We start from the raw sequence: 22880 nt of genomic DNA on the forward strand, positions 1-22880 counted from the left end.
AAAGGACCAATTTCGGGCCGTCAACGGGATAATTGGGACAATTGCCCGGAAGGGCATCGACAGGTCATCGGGTCGCTCGCATCGCGGCTGACAGCGGTCGATGAGCTCGATCGACCGCTTTCGTGCGGCTGCGGGCGGGCTTATCGATCGACCTGGCGTTCGCCGCGCTGATCCCGCGGCCGATCGCCTTCGCCCGGCAGGTAAGCGGACAGGGTGACGTCCAGGGTCGTCTCGACGTCGGTTTCGGTTATGCCGCCCCACAACCACAGTTCGGCGAGGCCGTGCAGCGCGGCCCACAGCGAGGCGGCGAGCATGCGGGAATCGGTCCCGGCACGCCATCCACGAGTCTGCGCGCTGGCCACCAGGTCGGTGAACAGGGCGAGGATCGCGTCGTTTCCCTTGGCGAGGTCCGGTTCGCGCGCGTCGATGAGGTCGTGCCGGAACATCAGCTCGAACATCGCCGGGTTGTCCAGGGCGAACGTCAGGTAGATCCGGCACGCGGCCAGCAGGCGCTCGCGCGGGTCGCCCTCCGGCAGCCCGTCGCCGCACCTGCGCAGTTCGGCGAAGCCTTCGGTAGCCACCGCCGACAACAACTCGGCCCGGCCGGTGAAGTGGCGCAACGGCGCGCCGTGCGAGACCCCCGCGGCCCGCGCGATGCGGCGCAGGGTCACCGCCTGGACGCCCTCCTCGCTGAGCAGGGTGACCGCGCTGGAGATCAGACGTTGCCGGGGATCGCTGTCCACTGGGTCACTTCATCGGCGAGGACGGGAAGCAACTCCGGACGTTTCGCGGAAAAACCGTCACCAGGGGAACGTCCGGTGAACCAGTTGCGCGTGCGGGTGACCGCGACCGGCAGCACCTCACGCCACATCCAGGCGGCGTGCGCACGCAGTCCCGGGCTGAGCGGTGCGCCGGGCAGGGGTGCGAGCCAGGCCGGGTCGGGCGCCACGCCGAGGAGGGTGAGCAGGTGCGCGGCGAGCTTGCGGTGGCCAGGTTCGGAGAGGTGTAACCGGTCCGGACCGAAGTACCGCAGGTCGTGAACGGCCTCTTCCTCCGCCAGGTCCACGAGCAGCGCGCCGTGTTTCGCGGCCGTCGCGCGGATGGCGTCGTTGAGCGCTTCCAGCCGTCCGCGGACCTTCAGCACGCCGGGTACGCGGTTGGAGATGTCGCTGAGGGTGAACACGACGACGGTCGGTATCGCCCTGGTCAGCATGCGCACCGCGGCGTCCACCCGCTTGGCCACGACCTCCGCGCGGAAGTTCCGGGTCATCACGTCGTTGGCGCCGCCGAAGAGGGCCACCAGGTCGGGCTGGAGGTCCAGCGCGGTCGGGATCTGCTCGACGATGATCTGGTCGAGGCGCCGCCCGCGCACGCCGAGGTTGGCGTAGCGGAACTCCGGCTCGTTCGCGGCGAGTGCGGCCGCGGTCAGGTCGGCCCAACCCCGATACTGCTCGCTGCCGGGGTAGCGGTCGTGCAGCCCTTCCGTGCAGCTGTCGCCCAGCGCGACGAACCGTCGATAGCCCATTCAGATCTCCGTCATGTTCCGTTCACTTCGGAGATCCGTTGTAGCAAACTCACGTAGACAGTGTCTACTGCCCCTTGGGCGGCAAGGACGTTGCTGTGGTAACGCTATCGCCAGGGAACCTGGGGTGACCGGTAGAAGTCGACGCCTTCGACGTTCCAGCGCGGTGCCTGCGCCGCGAGGCGCTGGCGGTAGGCCGTCCAGTTGTGCGTGGCGCGGGGCGACCAGCCGAGTTCGGCGACACCGGGCAGGCGGGGGAAGGCCATGAACTCGATGTCGTCGCCGGTCCGCAGGGTCTCCGACCACAGCGGCGCCTCGACTCCCGCCACGGACTCCTCGCCGACCCCCTGCAACACGGTCGCCGGATCCCAGTCGTAGGCGTCGGCGACCTCGACGTAACCGGCCCAGTTCTGGCCCAGCGGGGTGTCCGGGTTGTACTGCATGTCCAGGTACGCCTTGTTCGCCGGCGACATCAGAATCCTGTTGCCCGCCGCCGCGGCCGCCGCGGTCGCGGCATCCTGACCGTCTGTGTCCCAGAACTGCGGGACCGTGCTCAGCGGCGGGTTCACCTTCGCCACCTCGTGCCAGGCCTGGGCGTCCTTGCCGTGCCTGGCGACCAGCGGAAGCACCTCGTGCATGAACTTCTCGTAGTCCGCGGGCTGGGTCGCCTGTGCCTCGTCGCCGCCGATGTGCAGGTAGCGGCCCGGGGTGAGCGCGGCGAGTTCGCCGATGACGTCGTCGAGGAACCGGTAGGTGACGTCCTTGCTCACGCAGAGCGAGCTGAAACCGACTTCGGTGCCGGTGTACAGCGGTGGCGCGACACCATCGCAGTTCAGTTCGGCATAGGAGGCGAGCGCCGCGTTCGTGTGCCCGGGCATGTCGATCTCGGGGATGACGGTGATGTGCCGGGAGGCGGCGTACCGCACGAGGTCCTTGTACTGCTCCTGCGTGTAGTAGCCGCCCCGACCGCCGCCGACCTCGGTGCTGCCGCCGTAGGTCGCCAATCGTGGCCATTTCCTGATCTCGATCCGCCAGCCCTGGTCGTCGGTCAGGTGCAGGTGCAGCCGGTTGATCTTGTACTGGGCGAGCTGGTCGATATAACGCTTGACCTGGTCGACGGTGAAGAAATGGCGCGCCACGTCGAGCATCGCGCCGCGGTAGGAGAAGCGCGGATAATCCACGATATGCCCACCGGAGACGACCCAGGGTCCCGTCTGGTGTTCCTTCGCCTCGATCGTGGGCGGGAGAAGCTGGCGCAGGGTCTGCGCTCCCGCGAACAGGCCGTCGCCGGTGTTCGCGCGAATCGTTGTTCCGGACCTGGTCACGTCCAGCCGGTAACCCTGGTCGCCGACGCCTTCCGTCGGGCCGAGGCTCAGGGAGATCGCGGGCGTTTTCGCTTGTGTCACAACGGGTAGCGGGTATCCGGTCGACGGGCGCAGCAGGCCGGCCAGATACTCGGCGACCTCGCGTGCGCCGCCGTCGGCACGGATCACCGTCGCGGCGGTGATCCGGAAATCCGCCGCCGGATCGGCCCTGGCTTCCACCGGCGCGGGAATCACTTCGGCGACGCGCGAAGTGGTCTGGACCGCGTCCGCGGGCAGGGTGGCCGTGGTGAGGGCGAGCAGGGCCGCGCCGAGCAGGCCGGCCAAGGACAACCGTGGTCGCATGGGCACTCCTGCGAGGAGAGGGAACTGGTCCGGCCCTAAAAGGTATAGACCAAATCCGCTCCCCGCGCAATGCCCGGCGACCGGGCTTCGGTGACTAGGGACGCAGGATGCCGCGCAGGTTGTCCAGCACGGCCGGATCCTCGATGGTCGAGGGGGTCGGCTCGGCGCGGCCCTCGGCGATGCCGCGCATGGTCTTCCGGAGGATCTTCCCGGACCGCGTCTTCGGCAGAGCGTCCACAACAGACACATGGCGGAAGGCCGCGACGGGGCCGATTTCCCGGCGTACGGCCGCGATCAGCTCATCACGCAGGGCGTCCTCGGAGACCTCGGCGTTCGCCTTGAGCACCACCAAGCCGTGCGGCAGTTGTCCCTTCAGCTCGTCGCGGACACCGATCACCGCGCACTCGGCGACGGCCGGATGCGAGGCCAGCACGGCCTCCATGGCACCGGTGGACAACCGGTGCCCCGCCACGTTGATCACGTCGTCGGTGCGGCCCATGATGAAGAGGTAGCCGTCTTCGTCGAAATATCCGGAGTCTCCGGTCAGGTAGTAGCCCTCGTACCGGGACAGGTACGCCTCGACGTACCGCTCGTCATCACCCCACAGCGTGGGCAGTGTGCCCGGCGGCAACGGCAGCTTGATCGCGATCGCACCCTCCCGGCCGGCCGGCACCACGTTGCCTTCCGCGTCGAGAATCCGCACGTCGTAGCCGGGTACGGGGACGGTCGCCGACCCGGGCTTGACCGCCATCGGCTCCAGGCCACGCGGATTGGCCGCGATCGGCCAGCCGGTCTCGGTCTGCCACCAGTGATCGATCACCGGGACGCCCAGTTTGCCGAGCGCCCAGTGGTAGGTCTCCGGGTCGAGGCGCTCACCGGCCATGAACAGCGTGCGGAACGCCGAAATGTCGTGTTTCGCCAGCTCCTTGGCGTCCGGGTCGAGCCGTTTGATCGCCCGCAGCGCGGTCGGCGCGGTGAACAACGCCGTGACCCGGTGCTCGGAGATCACCCGCCAGAAGGCGCCCGCGTCCGGCGTGCCGACGGGCTTGCCTTCGTACATCACGGTGGTCGCGCCGATCAGCAGTGGCGCGTACACGATGTAGGAGTGGCCGACGACCCAGCCGACGTCGGAGGCCGTCCACCAGATGTCGCCGGGCTGGATGCCGTACACCGCGTTCATCGACCACGCCAGCGCGACGGCGTGACCACCGGTGTCGCGCACGACGCCCTTCGGCTTCCCGGTGGTGCCGGAGGTGTAGAGGATGTAAAGCGGATCGGTCGCGGCGAGGCTCACCGGGTCGGCCGGGGTGACCCCGTCCAGCAACTCGTACCAGTCGACGTCCCGCGGTCCCGGTTCGGCGCGCGCGGCTTCCCGTTGCAGCACAACGATCTTTTCGGGCTGATGCTCGGTCGTCTCGAGCGCTGCGTCGATGATCGGCTTGTACTCGACGATTCTGGCCGGTTCGATCCCGCAGGACGCCGCGAGGATCACCTTCGGCTTCGCGTCGTCGATGCGGACCGCGAGTTCCTTCGGCGCGAACCCGCCGAACACCACGGAGTGCACCGCTCCGAGCCGGGCGCAGGCGAGCATCGCGATCGCGGCTTCGGGCACCATCGGCATGTAGATGATCACGCGGTCGCCCTTGCCGACGCCGAGGGACGCCAGGCCGCCCGCGAACCGGGCGACCTCGTCGCGCAGCTCGGCGTAGGTGTAGGTGCGCCTGCTCGAGGTGACCGGAGAGTCCCAGATCAGCGCCGCCTGGTCGGCGCGGCCGCGTTCGACGTGCCGGTCGAGCGCGTTGTACGACGTGTTCAACTCGCCGCCGGGAAACCAGCGGTAGAAGGGCGGGTTCGCCGAGTCGAGCGCCCGCACCGGTGCTCTCGTCCAGTCGATGGCCTTGGCCGCGGCCAGCCAGAAACCTTCCGGATCGGACAGGCTGCGCTGGTATTCGTCGGTGTGGGTGCCCATCGGGATGGTCCTCCTCGTCCAGCTGTTGCTGTGTCATTCAACGCACGTGTGCGGGTGGCCGGGCCGCGACGCTCGTCGTCGGCCGCCGGTCAACGATGACTGCGGCCCGCATCCCCACCCCGCACACCGTTGTCCGGCCTCACCACAGTGCTGATCTCGCGTTGTGAATGACGTTCCTTCACTGTAGCTACGCGACGGTGACCCTGTCCTTGAGCAAACCGGCCGCTTGCTCTTCGAATCGCTGCGGCCGGTAGCCGCAGTCGCGCAGGGTCCGGCTGACCGCGGTGACCAGCCGGCTGTGCATGATCTTCTCGTAGCGGGCCACGTCGAGCAGTTGGAAATAGTTGCTCACCTCGTCCGCCGCGGCCATTTCCCGGAGGGTGCGCAGGCAGCCGTAGGAATCCGGATTGAACACTCCGCGTTCCCGGTGGGCGGGCAGCAGCACCGCCAGGGTGTGCGTGATGCGGCCGAGGATGGTCATCGGCAGTTTGAGCCAGCGGAGAACGGCCTGCCCGATCGGGGTGAGCAGGGTGCCCGTCGGCCGGTCGACCGACCGGTACCGGTCACGGATGGGCGGCAGCACGCAGTCCGTCCATTCCAGATAGAGCGTGCTTTCGTCCACTGTGGTGTTCAGGAAACCGGAAAGCAACAGGTCGCGATTCCACACCGCCAGCTCGACGCACAGGTAGTAGCGCGCCCATTCGCGTGGCTGTGCCCGGCGCGCGGCCACCTCTTCCGCCGGCAGGCTCGGGTTCGGCCTGTTTTCCGGGTTCGGCAGGTAGATCGTGGCGTCCGGCTGGTTGAGCCGGTCGACCAGCTTGTCCGCGCCGGCATACACGGCTTCGGAGATCTTCAGGCCCCGCAACCGGCGGTCGGGGGACAGGGGGGTGCTTCGCTGCAGTTCCATCAGCTCCGCGCGAATTCGCTCGTAGACCGTGGCCGCGGTCAGCTCGCCGAATTCGGAACCGTCCGGTTTTCGCTGTTCGGGCAAGCGTTCCAGCGGGATCGCCACCGACCAGGAACCGCGGCGCTGGCCCGCCCCGACGAACGGTTCGTACCCGCGGTGCACCACGAGCGGCGCCCCGGTTCCGGGATCGGGCACGGGTGCGGCATAGCGAACGAGCTGGCGGACGAACGCGGGCGGGCTCAGGTTCAGGATGGTGCGGTTGGCGTCGAACGGGTTGCTCGGCGGCAGGTGCCGGGCCCGGCGGCCGAACCGCCCGAACACCAGTTGCCACACGACCAGCCGGTCGGCGACCAGGATCGCCAGCATCAGGAACCACAGGACGAGCGCGATGATGCTCCAGAACCCGGTGCTGTACTCGGCACTGAGCAGGCCGTCGGCGACCAGCTGACGCAACGACTCCCAGGAGAAGCCGAGCAGCGCGAACGGCGCGACGACGACAACGCCGACCAGCACGGTGACCTTGAGCGCGGCGGCCTGCGGGCTCGAGGATCGTCGCCAGATCGTCGGCAGTGACAAGAGCACTGCTAGTAGCAGCCAGCCGTGCAACAGCGGCGAGCCCCAGGCCGACCCTAGGAACAGCAGCGCCAGCACGGCGAGCGCGCCGTCGCGGACCTTGCGTCTTGTCCGTGCCGCGATCGCCTCGACGAGCACACTCGCCGGGTGATATCCGGGCGAAAGCGGGACGGGCCGCGTAGATTCGAGGAGGAATTCTTTGATCGCTTCGTCGGCGAAGGCCGAATCGAGATGCGCGGCGGCGCAGAGGTAACGGGTGGTGTCGTCTTGGATTACCCACTGTTGCGTTCCGCTTAGGACGGAACTTGGCGGCGGTCCCCCAGCGGGTGGCATGGGGCCCTCCAGAGAACAGCTCGTGCGGAACCGGATGCTGAGAGTAGCATGATCAGCTCGCCGGTGTTACCTCTGACGAGGAGTTGAGATTATCTGGGGACCGTCCGGGGGAATCGAGCGATGCGGTAGGGCAACCCGCCAGGCGGCGGCGGCGTCCAAGACGCGAATATGGTGGAAGTCCGCAAGGGCGAGTCGAGCAGGAGGAAACCGGCGGTGAACGGATTCGCGAGCTGGCTTCTCTCGCTCGCACACGACCTGTTCCAGCCCGGGTTCTGCCCGGGCGACTGGGTGTGGGCGACGATCGCGGCAGGCGCGCTGGTCGCGCTGTTCCCCGTGCTGGGCGCGCTGATCGTCGCGGTGATGCGCAAGTTCACCGGCAACACGTACAACACGGTCACGCTGGGCATCATCCTCGCGGCCGGCGTCGTCCTGGTCTTCCTGCTGCCGTGGCTGACGGTCAACGGCATTTCCGGCACCTACCGGGCGGTCAGTTCCGGGGTGCGGTCCGGCCTGTCTGCGGGCGAGGTCGCCACGCTCCGGCGCAGCTACTGCGACTTCATCGGCACGCAGAGCACCTATCTGGGCGGCGGCCGCAACGGCTTCGAGGTGCTGTTCTACCCGTCGGGTGACAAGCTCGCGTACGGCTACTACCTCGCCGGGCTGGTGGGCCTGCCCGCGTTGACGCTGCTGTTCATGATCCTCCAGGCCCGTACGGCCATGCGTCGCGGGCAGAAGTGGCCGGGTCGTTTGCTGTGGGGCTGCTACGTGCTGTTCGCGGTGGCCAGCCTGAGCGTCGAGGCCAACGCGGCGGTGTTCCTGTGGCTCGGGTTCCTGCCGATGAGCGTGCTCGGCATCATCCCGATCGCGATCGTGGGGCCGCCCCCATGGGCGGTCATCAACCGCAAGGAGCCGCCGCGGCGTGAGCCGGAGAATCGGGAGCCCAAGCAACCGCCTCCTCGGCCGGCGCCGCCACCTCAGCAGCCTCAGCAGAAGCAGTACACCCCGACCGCCGTCGCACCCGCGCAGGAACTGGCGGCCACGCCAGGGCCGATGCCGGTGCCGCCGGGCTCGACGGCCAACGGCAGCGAGCGCTACCGGCGGCTGCGACGGCTCGGCCACGGCGGGTTCGGCACCGTCTGGCAGGCCGTGGACAACCAGCTCGGCCGCACCGTCGCGCTCAAGATCGCGCATGCGCCCGACCGGGACACCGAGGAGCGCATGCGGCGCGAGGCGCGGGCGCTGGCGATGGTGAACCATCCCAACTGCGTACGTGTGTACGACCTCGTGGAGGAGCCCGACGGGCTCGCGCTGGTGATGGAGTACCTCGACGGCCAGGCCCTCGCCACGGCCGTGGACCGGCAGGGCCCGCTCGACGACGTCGCCGCCGGACGGCTGTGGGCGACCGTCGCCGGCGCCCTGCTCGCGGCGCACGAGAAGGGCGTGCTGCACCGCGACATCAAGCCGTCCAACATCATCGTGGACCCGCAGGGCCTGCCGCACCTGATCGACTTCGGCATCGCGCGCAGCCGCGGCGACGCGTCGATGACCGCGACCGGGATGATGATCGGCACGCCCGACTTCGTCGCCCCCGAACAGGCGGCGGGCGCCCCGGCCAGCCCGGCTTCGGACGCCTGGCAGCTCGCCGCGACGGTCAGCTACGCCCTGTCCGGTTTCCCGCCCCGCGGCACCCGTGAGACCCCGATGGCCGCGCTGATGGCGGCCGCCCGCGCCGAGCCGCCGTCCCGGCTGCCGCAGCGGTCCGCGCACTCGCGCCTGCTCATCGCGTCACTGGACAACGAGCCCCGGCGGCGTCCCACGCTGGGAGCCGTGCGCCGGGAGATCGAGAGCTGGCTGGCCAGGGCGGGCAAGACCCCGGACGGCCCGGTCACCCGCATCGTCCCGCGCGCGGACTCCGTCCGCACCCGGGTCGTCCCACCCGGCCACTGACGCCCAACCCTCCCGTCCCAACCCTCCCGTCGCGAGTCCGGCTCCCATGTCACCCGAGTCCGGCTCCCGCGCCGCGCGAGTCGGCCTCCCGCGACAGGCGAGTCGGCCTCCCGCGCCTCGCGAGTCGGGCTTTCGTGACGGGCGAGTCGGGGTCTGGTGACGGGCGAGTTGGGCTTTGGTGTCGGACGAGTTGGGCTTTCGTGTCGGGCGAGTCGGGGTTTGGTGTCGGGCGAGTTGGGCTTTGGTGACCGGATGCTCCTCGTTGTCAGCGGGAAGTCCCCGCTGACAGTGCTGGCGCGAATCCCGAACTCACCTGACGTAAACGCCGGACTCGATCGTCCTGAAGGCCGGACTCGCGTGTCTTGAAGGGCGGACTCACCTGTCTTGGAAGCCGGACTCGCGTGACGTGAAGGGTTTCTCCACATGGCCCCTCTTACCACGTGCACGGGCTGCTCGGCGAAAAGGCCGACCGGCGAACAGGACGGAAAACTCGGTGCTGAACATGTTCTCCGAGCCGGACTGTGGCGGCGGGATCTTCATCGACGCCATTTTCCCGCCGGGGGCTTCGGGGGAGGGAACCGCTCGGAGTCGACCAAGGAGTACTACAGCTTCAACGTCTCGCCACTCAACGGCGGCTGAGGGTCAGCGCCAGGACGGGAGCCAGAGTTCGGCCTGCCAGTGGTCGTAGGAAATGGGGTCGCCGTTGAGGATCGGCCACAGCCAGGCGAAGTTGGCCACCACCAGCCCGACGTAGAGTGCGACCACGAGCAGGCCGGTGCCCCGCCGTTCGAAGCCGCGAGCGGCGCTGCCGAGGATCTGGCCGAGCACGAGCGTGAGCCCGAGCGCCAGGAACGGTGCCAGCGGCGTGGCGTAGAAGAAGTACATCTGCCGGTCGATGTTGGTGAACCAGGGCAGGAACCCGGCGAAGTAACCGGTCAGCACGGCCGCGTACCGCCAGTCGAAGCGGAAGATCGACCGCCACAGGCCCCAGCCGAGCATGGGGAGCGCGAGCCACCAGGTCGCCGGCGTGCCGATCAACATGGTCGCCTGCACGCACTCGCTGGTGCCGCACACAGGGGTGTTCGACTCGTAGTAGTAGAGCATCGGCCGCAGGCCCATCGGCCAGGTCCACGGCTTCGACTCCCACGGGTGCGGGTCGTTCTTGGGCGTCAGCAGGGTCTCGTGGAAGTGCAGCACGTTCATCGAGTAGTCGCCCAGTGAGCGCAGCGCGGGCGGAACCCAGCTCCAGAAGCCCGGTGCGATTCGTTTGATCTCGACGTAGTGCCGGTCGGTCGCCGACTCGCTGGCGAACCACGCCCAGTAGCTGGACAGGTAGATCACGACCGGGATGCCGACGAACGCCCACAGCGCGGGCGCGACGTCGCGGCGCAGCGTGCCGAGCCAGGGTCGCGGCACGCCCGCCGCGCGGCGGGCGGCGACGTCGAAGCCCACCGCGAGCACGCCGAAGAAGGCCATGTAATACAGCCCGGACCACTTGACCGCGAAGGTCAGCCCGACGCAGAGCGCGGCCGCGAACCGCCACCACCGGAAGCCGAGCTTCGGTCCCCACCGCGACTCGTCGGCCCAGCCCTCGCGCACCGCGACCGCCATCCGCGCCCGCACCTGGTCGCGGTCGACCAGCAGGCAGGCGAACGCGGCGAAGGAGAACAGCGCGATGAAGATGTCCAGCATGCCCATCCGGGACTGGATGAACAGCACGCCGTCGCAGATCACCAGGATCCCGGCAACGCCGCCGAGCAGGGTCGACCGGGTGAGCCGCCGGCCCGCCCGAACCACCAGCAGGACGATCAACGTGCCCGCCACCGCCGAGCTGAACCGCCAGCCCCAGCCGTTGTAGCCGAACAGCCACTCGCCGAGCGCGATCAGTTGCTTGGCCAGCGGTGGGTGCACGACGAGCTCGTAGCCGGCGTTGTCCTCGAACCAGCCGTTGCGCAGCATCTGCCACGCCTGCGGCACGTAGTGCTTCTCGTCGAAGACGGGCGTGCCCTTGTCGGTGGGGAAGCCCAGGTCCTGGAACCGGGTGATCCCGCCGATGAGGGTGAGCACGAGCGTGACGACCCAGCCCCGCAGCCGGTCCGTCGGCATCGGGCGACCCAGGAGGGTCGCCACCCGGTCCGTCGGCGGGGGCGGCGACTCGACCGGGTAGCGGTGCGCGCGGGTGAGCAGGGCGGTCACGGGTGTCGATCCTAGGGCGGCCGCGCGAGCTGAGTGGCAGCCCGGCGTGGAATTCCCTTGACCGGGTATGGCGCCGATACGCTGGCGACATGCCACTTGTCCTCGCCGCGACACCATTGGGTGACTCGCGGGACGCTTCGCCACGCCTTGTCTCGGCGCTCGCGGACGCCGACGTGATCGCGGCCGAGGACACCCGCCGGTTGCGCGCACTGGCGGCCACGCTCGACGTCACCCCGGTGGGTCGGGTGGTCAGCTTCTACGAGGACGTGGAAGCCGCCCGGCTGCCGAAACTGCTGGAGGCGCTGCGGGGCGGTGAGACGGTGTTGCTGGTTACCGACGCCGGGATGCCCAGCGTGTCCGATCCCGGCTACCGGCTGGTCGCCGCGTGTGTCGCCGAGGATCTGCCGGTGACCTGCCTGCCCGGCCCGTCCGCGGTGACCACCGCGCTGGCGCTGTCCGGCCTGCCCAGTGACCGGTTCTGCTTCGAGGGGTTCGCCCCGCGGAAGCCGGGGGAGAAGGCCAAATGGTTCGCGCAACTGGCCGGTGAGGTGCGCACGGTGGTGTTCTTCGAGTCTCCGCACCGCCTGGCCGCCACGCTCGACGAGGCCGCGCGGGCGCTCGGCGACCGTCGTGCCGCCGTCTGCCGGGAGCTGACCAAGACCTACGAGGAAGTCCGGCGTGGCACCCTTCCCGAGCTGGCGGCCTGGGCCGCCGAAGGCGTGCGCGGCGAGATCACCGTGGTGCTGGAGGGCGCGCGGCCACGGGCGGTCAGCGTGGACGAACTCGTGGGCGAGGTTTCGTCACGGGTTGCCGCCGGGGAGCGGCTCAAGTCCGCTGCTGCCGCGGTCGCGACCGCGGCCGGTGTGTCCAAGAAGGAGCTCTACGACGCCGTCCTCGCAGCTCGCCGAGGCTAGGGCCAGCCGCGCGGCCATGAGTACCCGCCTGCTGACCTCGTGGGCGGGCAGGTTCCGCAGCGCTTTGGCGTTCAACTCGACGGTGAGGTGTCTGCTGGCCCCGCTGACCAGCACGTACCCGATGTCGCCCGCGATCGGGTAGCTGACCCCGTCGACCGGCCAGCGCCGCATGCGCCTCCTTTGTGTGTTGGTGTCCATGAAGTCCCCCTTGTTCCCCAATGACAAGGTCCTCCGAATCGTCCCAGGCTAGAACACGCTGCTTCGTGCGCACAGTGTTACCGATGGGTAGTTACGGTCCCTCTCCCCGTCACCTTCTCAACGGAGGCGCTTCGGCGCCGCAGTACTGTCCCCCGTATGCGTGCTGTGCAGGTGACCGAATTCGGCGGCCCCGAAGTACTGCGGCCCGTCGAACTGCCCGACCCCGAGCCCGGCGAGGGGCAGGTGCTGATCGAGGTTGACCGCGCCGGGATCAACTACGCCGACACTCATCAGGCCGAGAACTCCTACCTCGCGTCCGCCAAACTACCGTTGGTGCCCGGAGGTGAGGTCGTGGGGCGGACGCCCGGCGGCCGGCGCGTGGTCGCGCTGCTGAACGGCGGCGGGTACGCGGAAAAGGCGGTCGCGGACGAGGCGACCGTGTTCGCGGTGCCGGACGGGGTCGATGACGTGACCGCGCTGTCCTTCGTCGTCCAGGGCGCCACGGCCTGGCTGTTGCTGCGCAAGAGCGTGCGTCTCGAGCCGGGCGAGTCGGTGGTCGTGCACGCGGCGGCAGGCGGGGTCGGTACGATCGCCGTGCAACTGGCGAAGGCGTGGGGCGCGGGCCGTGTGATCGCCACGGCGAGTAGCCCCGAGAAGCGTGCCCTCGCACTGGAACTCGGCGCGGACGTCGCCGTGGACTCGAAGGCGCCGGACATGACCGCCGCCCTGCGCGAGGCCAACAACGGCAGGCGGGTCGACGTCGTGCTGGACATGACCGGCGGCTCGGTCACCGACCAGAGCATCGCCGCGCTCGCGCCGTTCGGTCGGCTCGCGTTCTACGGGATGGCGAGCAGACAGCCACCCAAACCCGTCGAGCCCGCCATCCTCCTGGGCCATTCGTTTACGATCGCGGGCATGTGGCTGCCGCATGCGTTTTCCCTGCCCGGCAACGTTTATGGCAAAGCCCTGGCCGAGCTGTTCGAACTCGCGATCGCGGGCAAGATCGCGGTCGTCGCCGGTGGCGAGTACGGGTTGTCCGAAGTCCGCGCGGCCCATGAAGCGCTGCGTTCCCGTTCCACGGTCGGCAAACTCGTGCTCAACCCTCGGCGCCTTCCGGGGGTGTAACCCCCAGACCCCAGGCCCCCTGCCTGAGGAGCGATTCCAGGGGAGCGGCCTTGTGCAGGCATTCCGCGTACTCGGCGTCGGGATCGGAGTCGGCGGTGATGCCGCCGCCGACGCCGAGCGCGATCTGGCCGCCGTACAGTTCGAAGGTGCGGATGGCGACGTTGAGTTCCAGCCCGGCGATCGGTGAGGCCAGCCCGATCGCTCCGGTGTAGACGCCACGTGCGCACCGCTCCAGCTCCGCGATCTCCTCCAGCGCGCGGATCTTCGGCGCCCCGGTCACCGACCCGGGCGGGAACGTGGCGCGCAGCAGATCCGCGTCCGTGCCGGTGAGCCGTCCCTCCACTGTGGACTCCAGATGCCACACCCCTGGTGCGGGCCGCACGCGCAGCAGGTCCGGTACCTTCACGCTGCCCACGGCGCAGACCCGCCCCAGATCGTTGCGCACCAGGTCGGTGATCATCACGTTCTCCGCGACGTCCTTCATGGACTCGCGAAGGGCTTGCCGCAGGTGTTCGTCCTGCGGCCCACGCCGGGGCAGTGTGCCCTTGATCGGAGTCGAGAACACCCGATCGCCGTGCCGGGCAAGGAAAAGCTCCGGTGACAGCGAGACGACAGTGCCCCAGTCGCCGGCGAGGTAAGCGGCTCGTCGCGGTCGGAGGGTCCGGGTTCCTTCGGCGAAGAGGGCGGCGGGCGAACCGTCGAACGCGCCGGTGAAGCGGGTGCAGATGTTTGCCTGGAACAGTTCCCCGGCCTCGATCGCGTGGACGCAGGCCTTCACGGCGTCGCGGTGCCCAGCGGCGAGTGGGCGGTCAAGCTTGGCCGGGGTCCAGGAGAACTTGGGCGTCTCCAGGGTCAGCAACCCTTCGAATTCGGCGGCATCGGGCGGTTCTTCGCCGTCCGGGACCAGGGCTTCGAACCACCAGACCCCGCGATCGTCGAGCCGCAGCACGTGATCGGCCCAGCCCCACAGGGTTTTCGGCAGGGCGCCGGTACGGCCGGACGGGTCCGTGAGGTCGTAGGCGAGGTAGCCGAACCAGCCGCCGCCCACCGCACCGGCCGCCGCGCCCGTGATGGCCGGCTGGCGGGTCAGGTTTTCAAAAGGATCCGCGGGCGGTGCGAGTCCCACCGTGGGGGCGAGCACCGCCCCCGACGAGAACCACCTTCCGGTCAGGGCGGCCGGGCCGGGCAGGCCCAGTGCGGCTGCCCTCGCGTCGAGCAGCAGGAGTACCTCACCCGGTGCCCGGTTCGAGCCAACCGCTTTGCGCGCCAACCGCATGACGCACATTCTGGCTGGTTACGGCATGTGCATGAGTTGTCAGTGGCGGGTCATCGTGAAGTCCGTGCCGTCGGAGGCGATGGCGCTGGGGCTCCACGTGTACAAGCCCATGTCGTCGGCGTCCAATCCGGACGGGCTGGTGTCGGCCAGGTTGGTGCCGTTGAACCTGACGCCGGTGAACCTCATGCCGCCGCTGATGCCCGGATACCGGTCGGTGGGTGATTCGATGATCGCCTCGGCCGAGGAGTGCCGCGAGTTCAGCGACTTAATGACCGTCCTCGACCAGCCCTTCGTGGTGTCGCTGATGGTCAACTGGTAGGTGTTCGTACCGGTCCGGGTCACCGTGGCGGAGATCTTGTCGCCCGCGCCGACCGCGTTGCTGTAGTAGACGGGCGCCGCGGGGTACATCTCGTACCACGCCTGGTAGACCGGTGAGCCGCTGGAGCAGTCGGTGACGACACCGGTCTGCTCGACGGTGGACGAGCCGTCGCCGTCGATGCCCACCCACGGGGCGAGCACGTCGTCGGTGGAGGTGCAGGTCACCGACGGCTCGGTCCAGCTGGCGGTCGCGGTGGTGAAACTGCCGAAACTCACATAGCCGCCCCAGTTTCCGCCGGAGAAACTGCGGGCACCGAAAACGGGAGTGGCCACGGCCGAAGTTCCGACGGAAGCGGTCGAGGCGGCGACGACGGCAAGCAGGTTGGCGGCGTGTCTGACGAAGGTCCGTTTCATGGCTGTTCCAATACGTTCACCAGGAGGGATGGGGGAGTCGCCGCCAGCAATTATTGGATCCGAAACTGCTTCACCGGTAGCTACTTTCGACGTGAAAATCCCGGTCAAGTGATATCCAAGGAAAGGAAAAACGGGGGCCGGGTGGGAAACCCGGCCCCCGCGGGACCTCCGGTCAGCCCTGCTTGGCCGCCGCGTCCACGAATTCCGTCGTGTAGGTCTTCGACAGGTCGATCGAATCTTTTTTCGGCTTGACGTTCGTCGAGAACGAGGCAAGCACGTTGAGCACGTTCTTCGCGCCGTCCGCGTCCATCCGGCCGTCCGCGTTGAACATCCCGATGCTGTCCTTGACGGACTTCACGTACAGCGCCTGGTCACCGCCGGAGTAGGACGGCGGCATCTTCGCCGCGATCTCCTCCACGCTGTGCTGGCTGATCCACTTCAGCGTTGCCACGAAAGCGTTCGCGAGCTTCTGCACCACGTCGTGGTTCTGCTTCACGAAGTCGCAGTTCAAGTAGAGCGAACTCGCCGGGTACAGGCCGCCCAGCGCGGACTTCGTGCCGTCGACCGTGCGCATGTCGTAGAGCACCTTGCCCTTGCCCGTGTTCGTCAGTGACGCGATGGTCGGGTCGGTGGTCATGCCGGCGTCGATGCCACCCTGGTCCAGGCTGGCGACGAAGGTCTGTCCGGCCCCGACCTTGACCGGCGTGTACTGATCGGCGCTCACGCCCGCCTTGGCCGCCAGCGCCTTGGTCAGGAAGTCGGTGGAGGACCCGAGCGAGGTCACACCCAGCTTCTTGCCCGCGAAGTCCGCGGCGCTCTTGATGGCGTCCGCGTTCTTCGTGGCGACGACCTCGGCCTCACCCGGGATGTTGGCCATCTGCACGACACTTTGGATGCACTGGCCCTTGGCCTGCAGGTCCACCGTGTGGTCGTAGAACCCGACCACGCCCTGCACCTGCCCCGCCACGAGCGCGGTCTCGGCGGTGGCGCCCGACTGCTCGTCCTGCAGGTCGACTTCGACGCCCTGGGCGTCGAAGTAGCCGAGTTGCCTGGTCAGCGTGGCCGGCAGGTAGATGATCTTGTTCAGGCCGCCCACGATGATGGTGACCTTCGGCTTGCCGCCCGCGCCGGTCTCCGCGACCCGGGAGTCCCGGCAAGCGGTCGTGCCGGCCGCGACCAAAGCGAGCGCGGCGATCGCAGCGGTGATCTTGCTGATCGTGCGAATCTTCACTGATCCCGTCCTTTCAGATGACGGCCTGGTCGCTGGTGTGGGACATGGACGGCCGCCACCGCAGCAGGCGGTTCTCGAGGTGTCCGATGCCCCATTCGGCGACCAGCGCGACAACGGTGATGATGATCATGGCGGCGTAGATGCCCGCCGAGTCGAAGGTTCCCTGCGCGTTGGAGATGAGAAAGCCGACACCGGCCTTGGAGCCGGCGTATTCACCGACGACCGCACCGATCAGCGCGAAACCGAACGCCGTGTGCAGGGAGGACAGGATCCACGACGTGGCGCTGGGCAGCACGATCGACTTCAGCACCTGCAACCTGCGCGCGCCCAGGATGCGCGCGTTGTCGATCAGGTTGCGGTCGACCTCGCGGGCGCCGGTGAAGGCGTTGAAGAACACCGCGAAGAACACCAGCACGATGACCGTCGCGACCTTCGACCCGAGGCCGAGGCCGAACCAGATCACGAACAGTGAGGCGAGCACGATGCGTGGCACCGCGTTGGCGGCCTTGATGAACGGCGCCAGCACGTCGGCGAGGTACTGGCTGCGACCGAGGATGACGCCCAGCACCACACCGGCGGCCGCGCCGATCAGGAAACCGAGCACGGCTTCGGAGACAGTGGTCCACATCTGGTACCAGATCGACCCGAAGTCGGTGCCGACGGTGAACCAGTGTGCCAGCCGCGCCCAGATCAGAGACGGTTTGGAGTAGAAGAACGGGTCGATGAAGTACGTCGCGGTGAGTTCCCAGCTTCCCAGCCACGCGACGACGATCGCCAGGCGCAGCAGCCAGGTGTTCCGTCGGCGCCGGTGGACAGCCTTCCGCTGCCGGGCAAGGATCATTTCTTCCGTCTCGGGCTGCACCAGGATGGGTGCGGTGGTGTCAAGCGACATTGGCGGCACCCTTCATCCGAGCCTTCTCGACCTCGACGCGCAGTGATTCCCAGACCTCGCGGTAAATGCGCAGGAAGTCTTCGGTGATCCGGAGTTCCTCGACCTTGCGCGGGCGGGGAAGGCCGACCTCGAAGACGTCCTTGACCGTCGCGGGGCTGGTGGTCAGCACGACGACCTTGTCGGCGAGCGCGATGGCCTCTTCCAGGTCGTGTGTCACGAAGATCACCGCTGCTTCGCTGCCCGACCACAGCCGCAGCAGTTCGTCCTGCATCAGCGAACGGGTCTGGACGTCCAGTGCGGAGAACGGCTCGTCCATCAACAGGATCCGCGGCTTGTTCACCAGGGTCTGGGCGAGTGCGACCCGCTTGCGCATACCGCCGGAAAGCTGGTGCGGGTAGTACCTTTCGAACCCGCCGAGGCCGACCCGCTCGACCCAGTCGGCGGCCGTCTCGCGGGCTTCAACCTTCGGCACGCCACGGAAGCGCGGTCCCGACGCGACGTTGTCCAGTACCGAACGCCACGGCATCACGGCGTCGTTCTGGAACATGTAGCCGACACCGTCCGGAATGGACGTCACCCGCTCGCCGTTCACGTACACCTCGCCGGCGGAAGCCGGTTGCAGGCCGGAAACCAGGGACAGGGTCGTCGATTTGCCGCAGCCGGTCGGACCGACGACCGCGACGAACTCGCCCGGCTGGACGGTCAGGTTGAGATCTCGAACGGCGGTGTGCACCGAGCCGGTCCCGCTCGGGAACCTTTTCGTCGCACCGATCAGTTCGATCAGTGGTGAAGACATCCGGGTGACTCCTTCGTCACTCGCGTTTCGGGGCAGGTGTGACGAAGGTAAAAGCGCTCTTCGGCAAGGGGGAAGCTTGTCCGCGTTCTGCGTGCGTCCCGTTCGTTCTTCGCGTTTAGCGCATTTCGCTCAGTCCGTCGAGCCCTCCCGCCAGTCCACCACCGCCCTCAACGGAGACGCTTCGCGTCACTGCCCTGTCCGGTGACCAGCAGGTACGGTTCCCGGCATGGCAGACAGAGGCGTCTTCCGCCGGATGCGGTTCTCCCGCCAGATCCTGATCCTGCAGATCGGGGTCGTGGTGCTCCTGCTCGTCGTCGGGCTCGCGCTGGTGAGCTGGCTACTGTGGAGCACGCTGCGCGACCAGTACGGCGAGCGCGCGCTCGCGATCGCGCGCACAGTGGCGGTCGACCCCGTGGTGGTCCAGAGCGCCGCGGCCAAACGCCCGGGCGGGGATCTGGAGGACCGCGTTCGTGCCGTGACGGACCCAAAGGACGGCCCGCTGTTCGTCGTCGTCACCGACGACCAGGGAATTCGTCTCGCGCACCCCGACCCGGCCAGGGTCGGCGAGAAGGTCAGCACCCCCGCGTCGGAGGCGCTGGCCGGCCGCGAAGTCGTGAGCTCGGTACAGGCGGGCACCCTCGGGTTGTCGGTGCGCAGCAAGACACCCATCCGCGCGCCCGACGGGCGTGTCGTGGGGGAGGTCAGCGTCGGCTACGAGATCGGGGAACCGGTCGAAGAGCTGGTGCGCCTGATCCTGACCAGCATCGCGTTCGCCGTGGGCGCGCTGGCCCTCGGCGTTGGTGCTTCGGCCTTGCTGACAAGACGGTTGCACCGGCTCACGCATGGGCTCGAACCACGCGAGCTGACCGAGTTGCTGTACGAACGCGAGGCGGTGCTGCACGGAATCAGCGAAGGCATGCTCGCGGTGGACGCGGCGGGCCGGGTTTCGGCGCGCAACGACGAAGCCGAACGGTTGCTGGGCAAGCCGCTTCCGGTGGGCACTGAAGTGTCCGAACTGGACCTGTCTCCCCGGCTGGAGAAGGCGGTTTCGGAACGGCAGCCGGTGGACAATCTTCTCGCGGTGGCCGGAAACCGGGTGCTGGTGGTCAACTCGCGCGCGGTCACCCGGGACGAACGCGATCTGGGCACGGTACTTACCTTCCGCGACCGCACGGACCTCGACGCGCTCACCCGCGAGCTGGACGCGGTGCGGTCGCTTTCGGACGGTCTGCGGGCGCAGCGGCACGAGTTCAGCAACCGGTTGCACACGCTCTCGGGCCTGTTGCAGCTGGGACACAACGGTGAAGCGATCGAGTACCTGCAAACGCTGACGGACACCACGGGTGCGATCGCCAGCGTGATCGGCGACTCGGTGACCGACCCGTACCTGCAGGCGTTGCTGGTCGCGAAAATCGAGGAGGCCAAGGAAAAGGGTGTCGAGCTGCGGCTGTCGGACGACTCATGGGTCCAGGCGTCGGTGACCGATCCCATCGCCGTGAACACCGTCGTGGGGAACCTGCTGGACAACGCGCTGCGTGCGGCCCGGATGGGTCCGCGCAGGCCGCCGACGGTCGAGATCGCGCTGCTCGCCGAGGACACCACGCTCCACGTGTCCACTGTGGATAGTGGACCGGGTGTCGCGCCGGAACTGCGGGACAGCCTGTTCGACGAGGGAGTCTCCACCAAGATCGCACCCGGGCACGGACTCGGGCTCGCGCTGGCGCGCCAGGCGGCCAGAGCGCGCGGCGGTGACGTTTGGCTGGCCGATCCCGGTGGCGGCGACAGCGGCGCCTTGTTCGTCGCCGCCCTGGAGAACCTGTTGGAGGCAAAATGATCCGCACGCTCATCGTGGACGACGACTTCCGGGTCGCCGCGGTGCACGCGGGCTTCGTCGAGGAGGTGCCGGGATTCGCCGTCGCCGGCACCGCGCACACCGCCGCCGAGGCGCGGGCCCGCATCCGCGAACTCTCACCCGATCTCGTGCTGCTGGACGTGTACCTGCCCGACGAGTCCGGGCTGAGCCTGCTCGCCGAGTCGCAGATCGACGCGATCATCCTGTCCGCGGCCACCGACACCAGGTCCGTCGGCACCGCGATCCGTGCCGGAGCCCTGAACTACCTGGTCAAGCCGTTCACCACGCGCCAGTTCGCGGACCGCCTGACCAGCTATGCGCGGTACCGGCAGTTCCTCGCCGAGGAACGCAACCTCGGCCAGGCGGACATCGACCGCGCGTTCCGGCTGCCGCACGACCAGGACCGCGCCGTCACACCGAAGGGCCAGTCCAGCGCCACCGCCCGCCTGGTCTCCGAACGGCTCCGCGAGGCGGGATGCCCGCTGTCCGCCGCCGAGGTCGCCGGTGAACTCGGGGTGGCCAGGGCCACCGCCCAGCGGTACCTGACGGCACTCGCGGAGTCGGGGGTGGTCGACATGCGCCTGCGCTACGGCGCCACCGGCCGCCCGGAACACGAGTACTCCTGGCGCGCTACCCCTGGGGAAGGTGTGTGAGGTGACGCCGGTTGTCCCGCCCCCAGTGCACAGCCGCCGCGACATCGGCGAAGGCCAACTCCGGGAGCTGTGCGTCACGCTCGAACCACGAGTACTCCGAGTTCTCGGCGGAGAGCACGATGGATGCTCACGTGGCAGGTCGCAGACGAAGGGCACCCCGACCGTGTTGAGCCCCGAGTCGCCGTAGACCGACGGGTAGGTTCCGGCGAAACGCAAGCCCTGGACGGCGGCGCCGATCTCCTCGGCGCTTTCCCGGACGAGGTTCTCCTCAGCCGTCTCGTCCCCGGCGAGAAATCCGCCCACGGCGTCCCACCGGCCCTCGCCGGGGTTGTGGCTCCGGCGCGGCAGGAGGATCCTGTCCCGCGCGGGATCAAGGATCAGACCGGTGGTGGTTGGCGGGGGATTGTGATACTTCGTCAAGCCGCACCGGCCACACCGGACGTGGGATTCCGTTCCGCTGCCGAGGAGAGCCAGGGCGGGCCACATCGCGGGCAGAAGCGCCAGTCGTTCATGACGTCAGAGAATCACGTCTTCGAGCGAGAAGGGATAGACCATCGCGTCGAAGCCGATCGGGCCGCGGAATCCGCTTTTCTGGGGCGCGGTGCTGTGCTCGTGGATGCCGAGCCTGCTGTGGAACCAGCCGGGCCGGCCCGGAATGCCGTTGTGCCGCCGCACCCACAGCACCACCTCCGAGTCCGCCCAGCGGGTCGGGTGCAGCCGGTTCAGCCAGTGCTCGTAGGAGGCGTAGACGAGCACCCGGCTGATCCCCGCGGCGTGCCGCACCGCCTTGATCCACGACTTCACGAACCGGTCGTCCACGCCCTCGGCCTCGACGTCCAGTGTGGGCGCCAGCGAGCCGGGGCCGAACAAGCCGAGCCGCCTGCCGGCGCCGACGCAGTGTCTGGCCTGGTCGCCCACCGCGCCGGGGCGGGCGTAGTGCCGGATGCCGACTCGTACGCCCGCCCGTTGCGCCGCCGCGATCTGCCGCTCCGCGCCGGGGTCGCTCCAGTTGACGTTTTCCGTCACGGTGATCGACGCGAAACAGACAGCACCGGCACGGACCGCGCCCCAGTCGGCCACGGTTGCGTGCAGCGCGAGATTCATCCCTCGCACAATGCCGTTTTCGGTCACAGCCCTCCCAAGTGCCGTGCCGACACCCTACGTGCGGGAGCACTGAATTCCGAAAACCGGCGTGCTAGGAATTTTCCTTCTGGAAGGTGCGGGCGCCCCACCAGACGGCGAGAATCGCCATCACGAGCAGGACCACCGCACCGGTGAACAGGCCGTCGAAGGTGAAGTCACCGCGGAAACCGGCGCGCTCGGCATCCACCACATGGGTGAACGGATTGATCCGCGAGATGGTGTACAGCCAGTTCGGTGCCAGCATGCTGGTGATCGGCAACAGGATTCCGGACAGCAGCAGCACCGGCATCAGCACGGCGTTGAGCAACGCCGGGAACGCCTGCTCGCTCTTGATCGTCAGCGCCACCGCGTAGGAGGCCGAGGCCAGCGTCACCGCGGTCAGCGCGACGATCACCAGGCTGACCAGCACCCCGCCGAACGGCGCGTCCAGGCCGAACGCGACGTACGCCAGCACGGTGATCAAAATGGCCTGGACGACCGCCTGGATCGCGTTGTTGGCCACCTTGCCCAGCAGCAGCCCCACCCGGCTGGCCGGGGTCACCCGCAGCCGTTCGAGCACGCCGCCGCGGTAGTCCACGAGTAGCGAGAACCCGGCGAACGACGAGCTGAACAGGGCGAGCTGGATGATCAGCGCCGGGGTCAGGATGGTCCAGCTGCTGCCCGGCGGGAACCCCGGAGTGCTCGCCACCACCTTTTCCATCAGCGGGCCGAACAGCACCAGGTACAGCACCGGCTGCATGATGCCGATCATGATCCACGCCGGGTTGCGCAGCGACAGCGCGAGATCCCGCCGGAAGATCAGCCAGGTGTCAAACAACATGTTCGGGCTCGTCTCCTTTTGCGACCTGCGCGCGACCACGATCACGTCGACGGGGCGCTGTTCCATGTTGTTCACTGTCGGGTTTGTTCACTGTCGGGCGCCCCACCGCGACAGCGGGGCCTTCGCTCACGGGT

At 68.5% G+C, this 22880-nt stretch carries 19 protein-coding genes and 1 pseudogene; 6 read left to right on the forward strand and 14 right to left on the reverse strand.

The window, feature by feature from the left end; genetic code table 11:
• Positions 1 to 140: 140 nt before the first annotated feature.
• The 5 genes from VJT49_RS22495 to VJT49_RS22515 all read right to left on the reverse strand — a co-directional run bounded on the left by VJT49_RS22495 (position 141) and on the right by VJT49_RS22515 (position 6776).
• On the reverse strand, positions 141 to 743 hold the full coding sequence (locus VJT49_RS22495) for a TetR/AcrR family transcriptional regulator (protein WP_324166874.1): 603 nt from the start codon (positions 741 to 743) through the stop codon (positions 141 to 143).
• Complete coding sequence (locus VJT49_RS22500; RefSeq protein ID WP_324166875.1) at positions 716 to 1525, reverse strand: SGNH/GDSL hydrolase family protein; 810 nt, start codon at positions 1523 to 1525, stop codon at positions 716 to 718. The genes VJT49_RS22495 and VJT49_RS22500 overlap by 28 nt, the downstream gene beginning before the upstream one ends.
• Before the next feature lie 104 nt (positions 1526 to 1629).
• The gene (locus VJT49_RS22505) at positions 1630 to 3189 is read right to left on the reverse strand and encodes a beta-N-acetylhexosaminidase (protein WP_324166876.1); all 1560 of its coding nucleotides are present in this window, start codon (positions 3187 to 3189) and stop codon (positions 1630 to 1632) included.
• A gap of 94 nt (positions 3190 to 3283) precedes the next feature.
• On the reverse strand, positions 3284 to 5158 hold the full coding sequence (locus VJT49_RS22510) for a propionyl-CoA synthetase (RefSeq protein WP_324166877.1): 1875 nt from the start codon (positions 5156 to 5158) through the stop codon (positions 3284 to 3286).
• Between the two features lie 187 nt (positions 5159 to 5345).
• Positions 5346 to 6776, reverse strand: coding sequence for a hypothetical protein (locus VJT49_RS22515; protein WP_324166878.1), 1431 nt, complete (start codon positions 6774 to 6776; stop codon positions 5346 to 5348).
• Positions 6777 to 7184: 408 nt separating this feature from the next.
• On the opposite strand from VJT49_RS22515, the gene VJT49_RS22520 reads away from it, so the two are divergent.
• Positions 7185 to 8918, forward strand: coding sequence for a serine/threonine-protein kinase (locus tag VJT49_RS22520; RefSeq protein WP_324166879.1), 1734 nt, complete (start codon positions 7185 to 7187; stop codon positions 8916 to 8918).
• Positions 8919 to 9560: 642 nt separating this feature from the next.
• On the opposite strand, the gene VJT49_RS22525 is transcribed toward VJT49_RS22520, so the two are convergent.
• Complete coding sequence (locus tag VJT49_RS22525) at positions 9561 to 11114, reverse strand: dolichyl-phosphate-mannose--protein mannosyltransferase (protein ID WP_324166880.1); 1554 nt, start codon at positions 11112 to 11114, stop codon at positions 9561 to 9563.
• 89 nt (positions 11115 to 11203) lie between these two features.
• Between VJT49_RS22525 and rsmI the strand changes: the two genes are divergently transcribed.
• The 3 genes from rsmI to VJT49_RS22540 all read left to right on the forward strand — a co-directional run bounded on the left by rsmI (position 11204) and on the right by VJT49_RS22540 (position 13351).
• Entirely contained in the window at positions 11204 to 12028 is an 825-nt protein-coding gene (gene rsmI / locus VJT49_RS22530; RefSeq protein ID WP_324166881.1) for a 16S rRNA (cytidine(1402)-2'-O)-methyltransferase, read from the forward strand.
• Positions 12029 to 12044: 16 nt separating this feature from the next.
• Positions 12045 to 12170, forward strand: a complete 126-nt coding sequence (locus VJT49_RS22535; RefSeq protein ID WP_324166882.1) for a hypothetical protein — start codon at positions 12045 to 12047, stop codon at positions 12168 to 12170.
• Positions 12171 to 12382: 212 nt separating this feature from the next.
• The gene (locus VJT49_RS22540; RefSeq protein ID WP_324166883.1) at positions 12383 to 13351 is read left to right on the forward strand and encodes an NADPH:quinone oxidoreductase family protein; all 969 of its coding nucleotides are present in this window, start codon (positions 12383 to 12385) and stop codon (positions 13349 to 13351) included.
• Here VJT49_RS22540 and VJT49_RS22545 read toward each other — a convergent pair.
• The 5 genes from VJT49_RS22545 to VJT49_RS22565 form a co-directional block, all read right to left on the reverse strand.
• Entirely contained in the window at positions 13323 to 14627 is a 1305-nt protein-coding gene (locus VJT49_RS22545; protein ID WP_324166884.1) for an aminodeoxychorismate synthase component I, read from the reverse strand. The genes VJT49_RS22540 and VJT49_RS22545 overlap by 29 nt on opposite strands.
• 39 nt (positions 14628 to 14666) lie before the next feature.
• Positions 14667 to 15359: a G1 family glutamic endopeptidase gene (locus VJT49_RS22550; RefSeq protein ID WP_324166885.1), complete on the reverse strand. Its 693-nt coding sequence runs from the start codon at positions 15357 to 15359 to the stop codon at positions 14667 to 14669.
• A 172-nt stretch (positions 15360 to 15531) separates the two neighbouring features.
• Entirely contained in the window at positions 15532 to 16590 is a 1059-nt protein-coding gene (locus VJT49_RS22555) for an ABC transporter substrate-binding protein (protein ID WP_324166886.1), read from the reverse strand.
• Positions 16591 to 16603: 13 nt separating this feature from the next.
• The gene (locus VJT49_RS22560) at positions 16604 to 17482 is read right to left on the reverse strand and encodes an ABC transporter permease (RefSeq protein ID WP_324166887.1); all 879 of its coding nucleotides are present in this window, start codon (positions 17480 to 17482) and stop codon (positions 16604 to 16606) included.
• Complete coding sequence (locus VJT49_RS22565) at positions 17472 to 18278, reverse strand: ABC transporter ATP-binding protein (protein WP_324166888.1); 807 nt, start codon at positions 18276 to 18278, stop codon at positions 17472 to 17474. The genes VJT49_RS22560 and VJT49_RS22565 overlap by 11 nt, the downstream gene beginning before the upstream one ends.
• Before the next feature lie 226 nt (positions 18279 to 18504).
• Between VJT49_RS22565 and VJT49_RS22570 the strand changes: the two genes are divergently transcribed.
• Together VJT49_RS22570 and VJT49_RS22575 are read left to right on the forward strand one after the other, a co-directional pair.
• On the forward strand, positions 18505 to 20112 hold the full coding sequence (locus VJT49_RS22570) for a sensor histidine kinase (RefSeq protein ID WP_414636061.1): 1608 nt from the start codon (positions 18505 to 18507) through the stop codon (positions 20110 to 20112).
• Positions 20109 to 20783 carry a response regulator gene (locus VJT49_RS22575; protein WP_324166889.1) on the forward strand — a complete coding sequence of 225 codons (675 nt, stop codon included), beginning with the start codon at positions 20109 to 20111 and terminating at the stop codon, positions 20781 to 20783. Before VJT49_RS22570 ends, VJT49_RS22575 begins: the two co-directional genes overlap by 4 nt.
• Positions 20784 to 20966: 183 nt before the next feature.
• Here the strand turns inward: VJT49_RS22575 and VJT49_RS22580 are convergent.
• From VJT49_RS22580 to VJT49_RS22590, 3 genes and pseudogenes are all read right to left on the reverse strand, one after another.
• Positions 20967 to 21269, reverse strand: a pseudogene (locus tag VJT49_RS22580) (NUDIX domain-containing protein); the annotation flags it as partial.
• Between the two features lie 30 nt (positions 21270 to 21299).
• Positions 21300 to 21887 (reverse strand): GH25 family lysozyme, encoded by a 588-nt coding sequence (locus tag VJT49_RS22585; RefSeq protein WP_324166890.1) that lies wholly within the window; start codon positions 21885 to 21887, stop codon positions 21300 to 21302.
• Positions 21888 to 21978: 91 nt separating this feature from the next.
• A complete protein-coding gene (locus VJT49_RS22590; RefSeq protein ID WP_324166921.1) occupies positions 21979 to 22746 on the reverse strand; it encodes an ABC transporter permease in 768 nt (255 codons plus the stop codon).
• Positions 22747 to 22880: the final 134 nt, after the last annotated feature.

This window comes from Amycolatopsis sp. (assembly GCF_035276945.1).
Taxonomy (GTDB): domain Bacteria; phylum Actinomycetota; class Actinomycetes; order Mycobacteriales; family Pseudonocardiaceae; genus Amycolatopsis_E.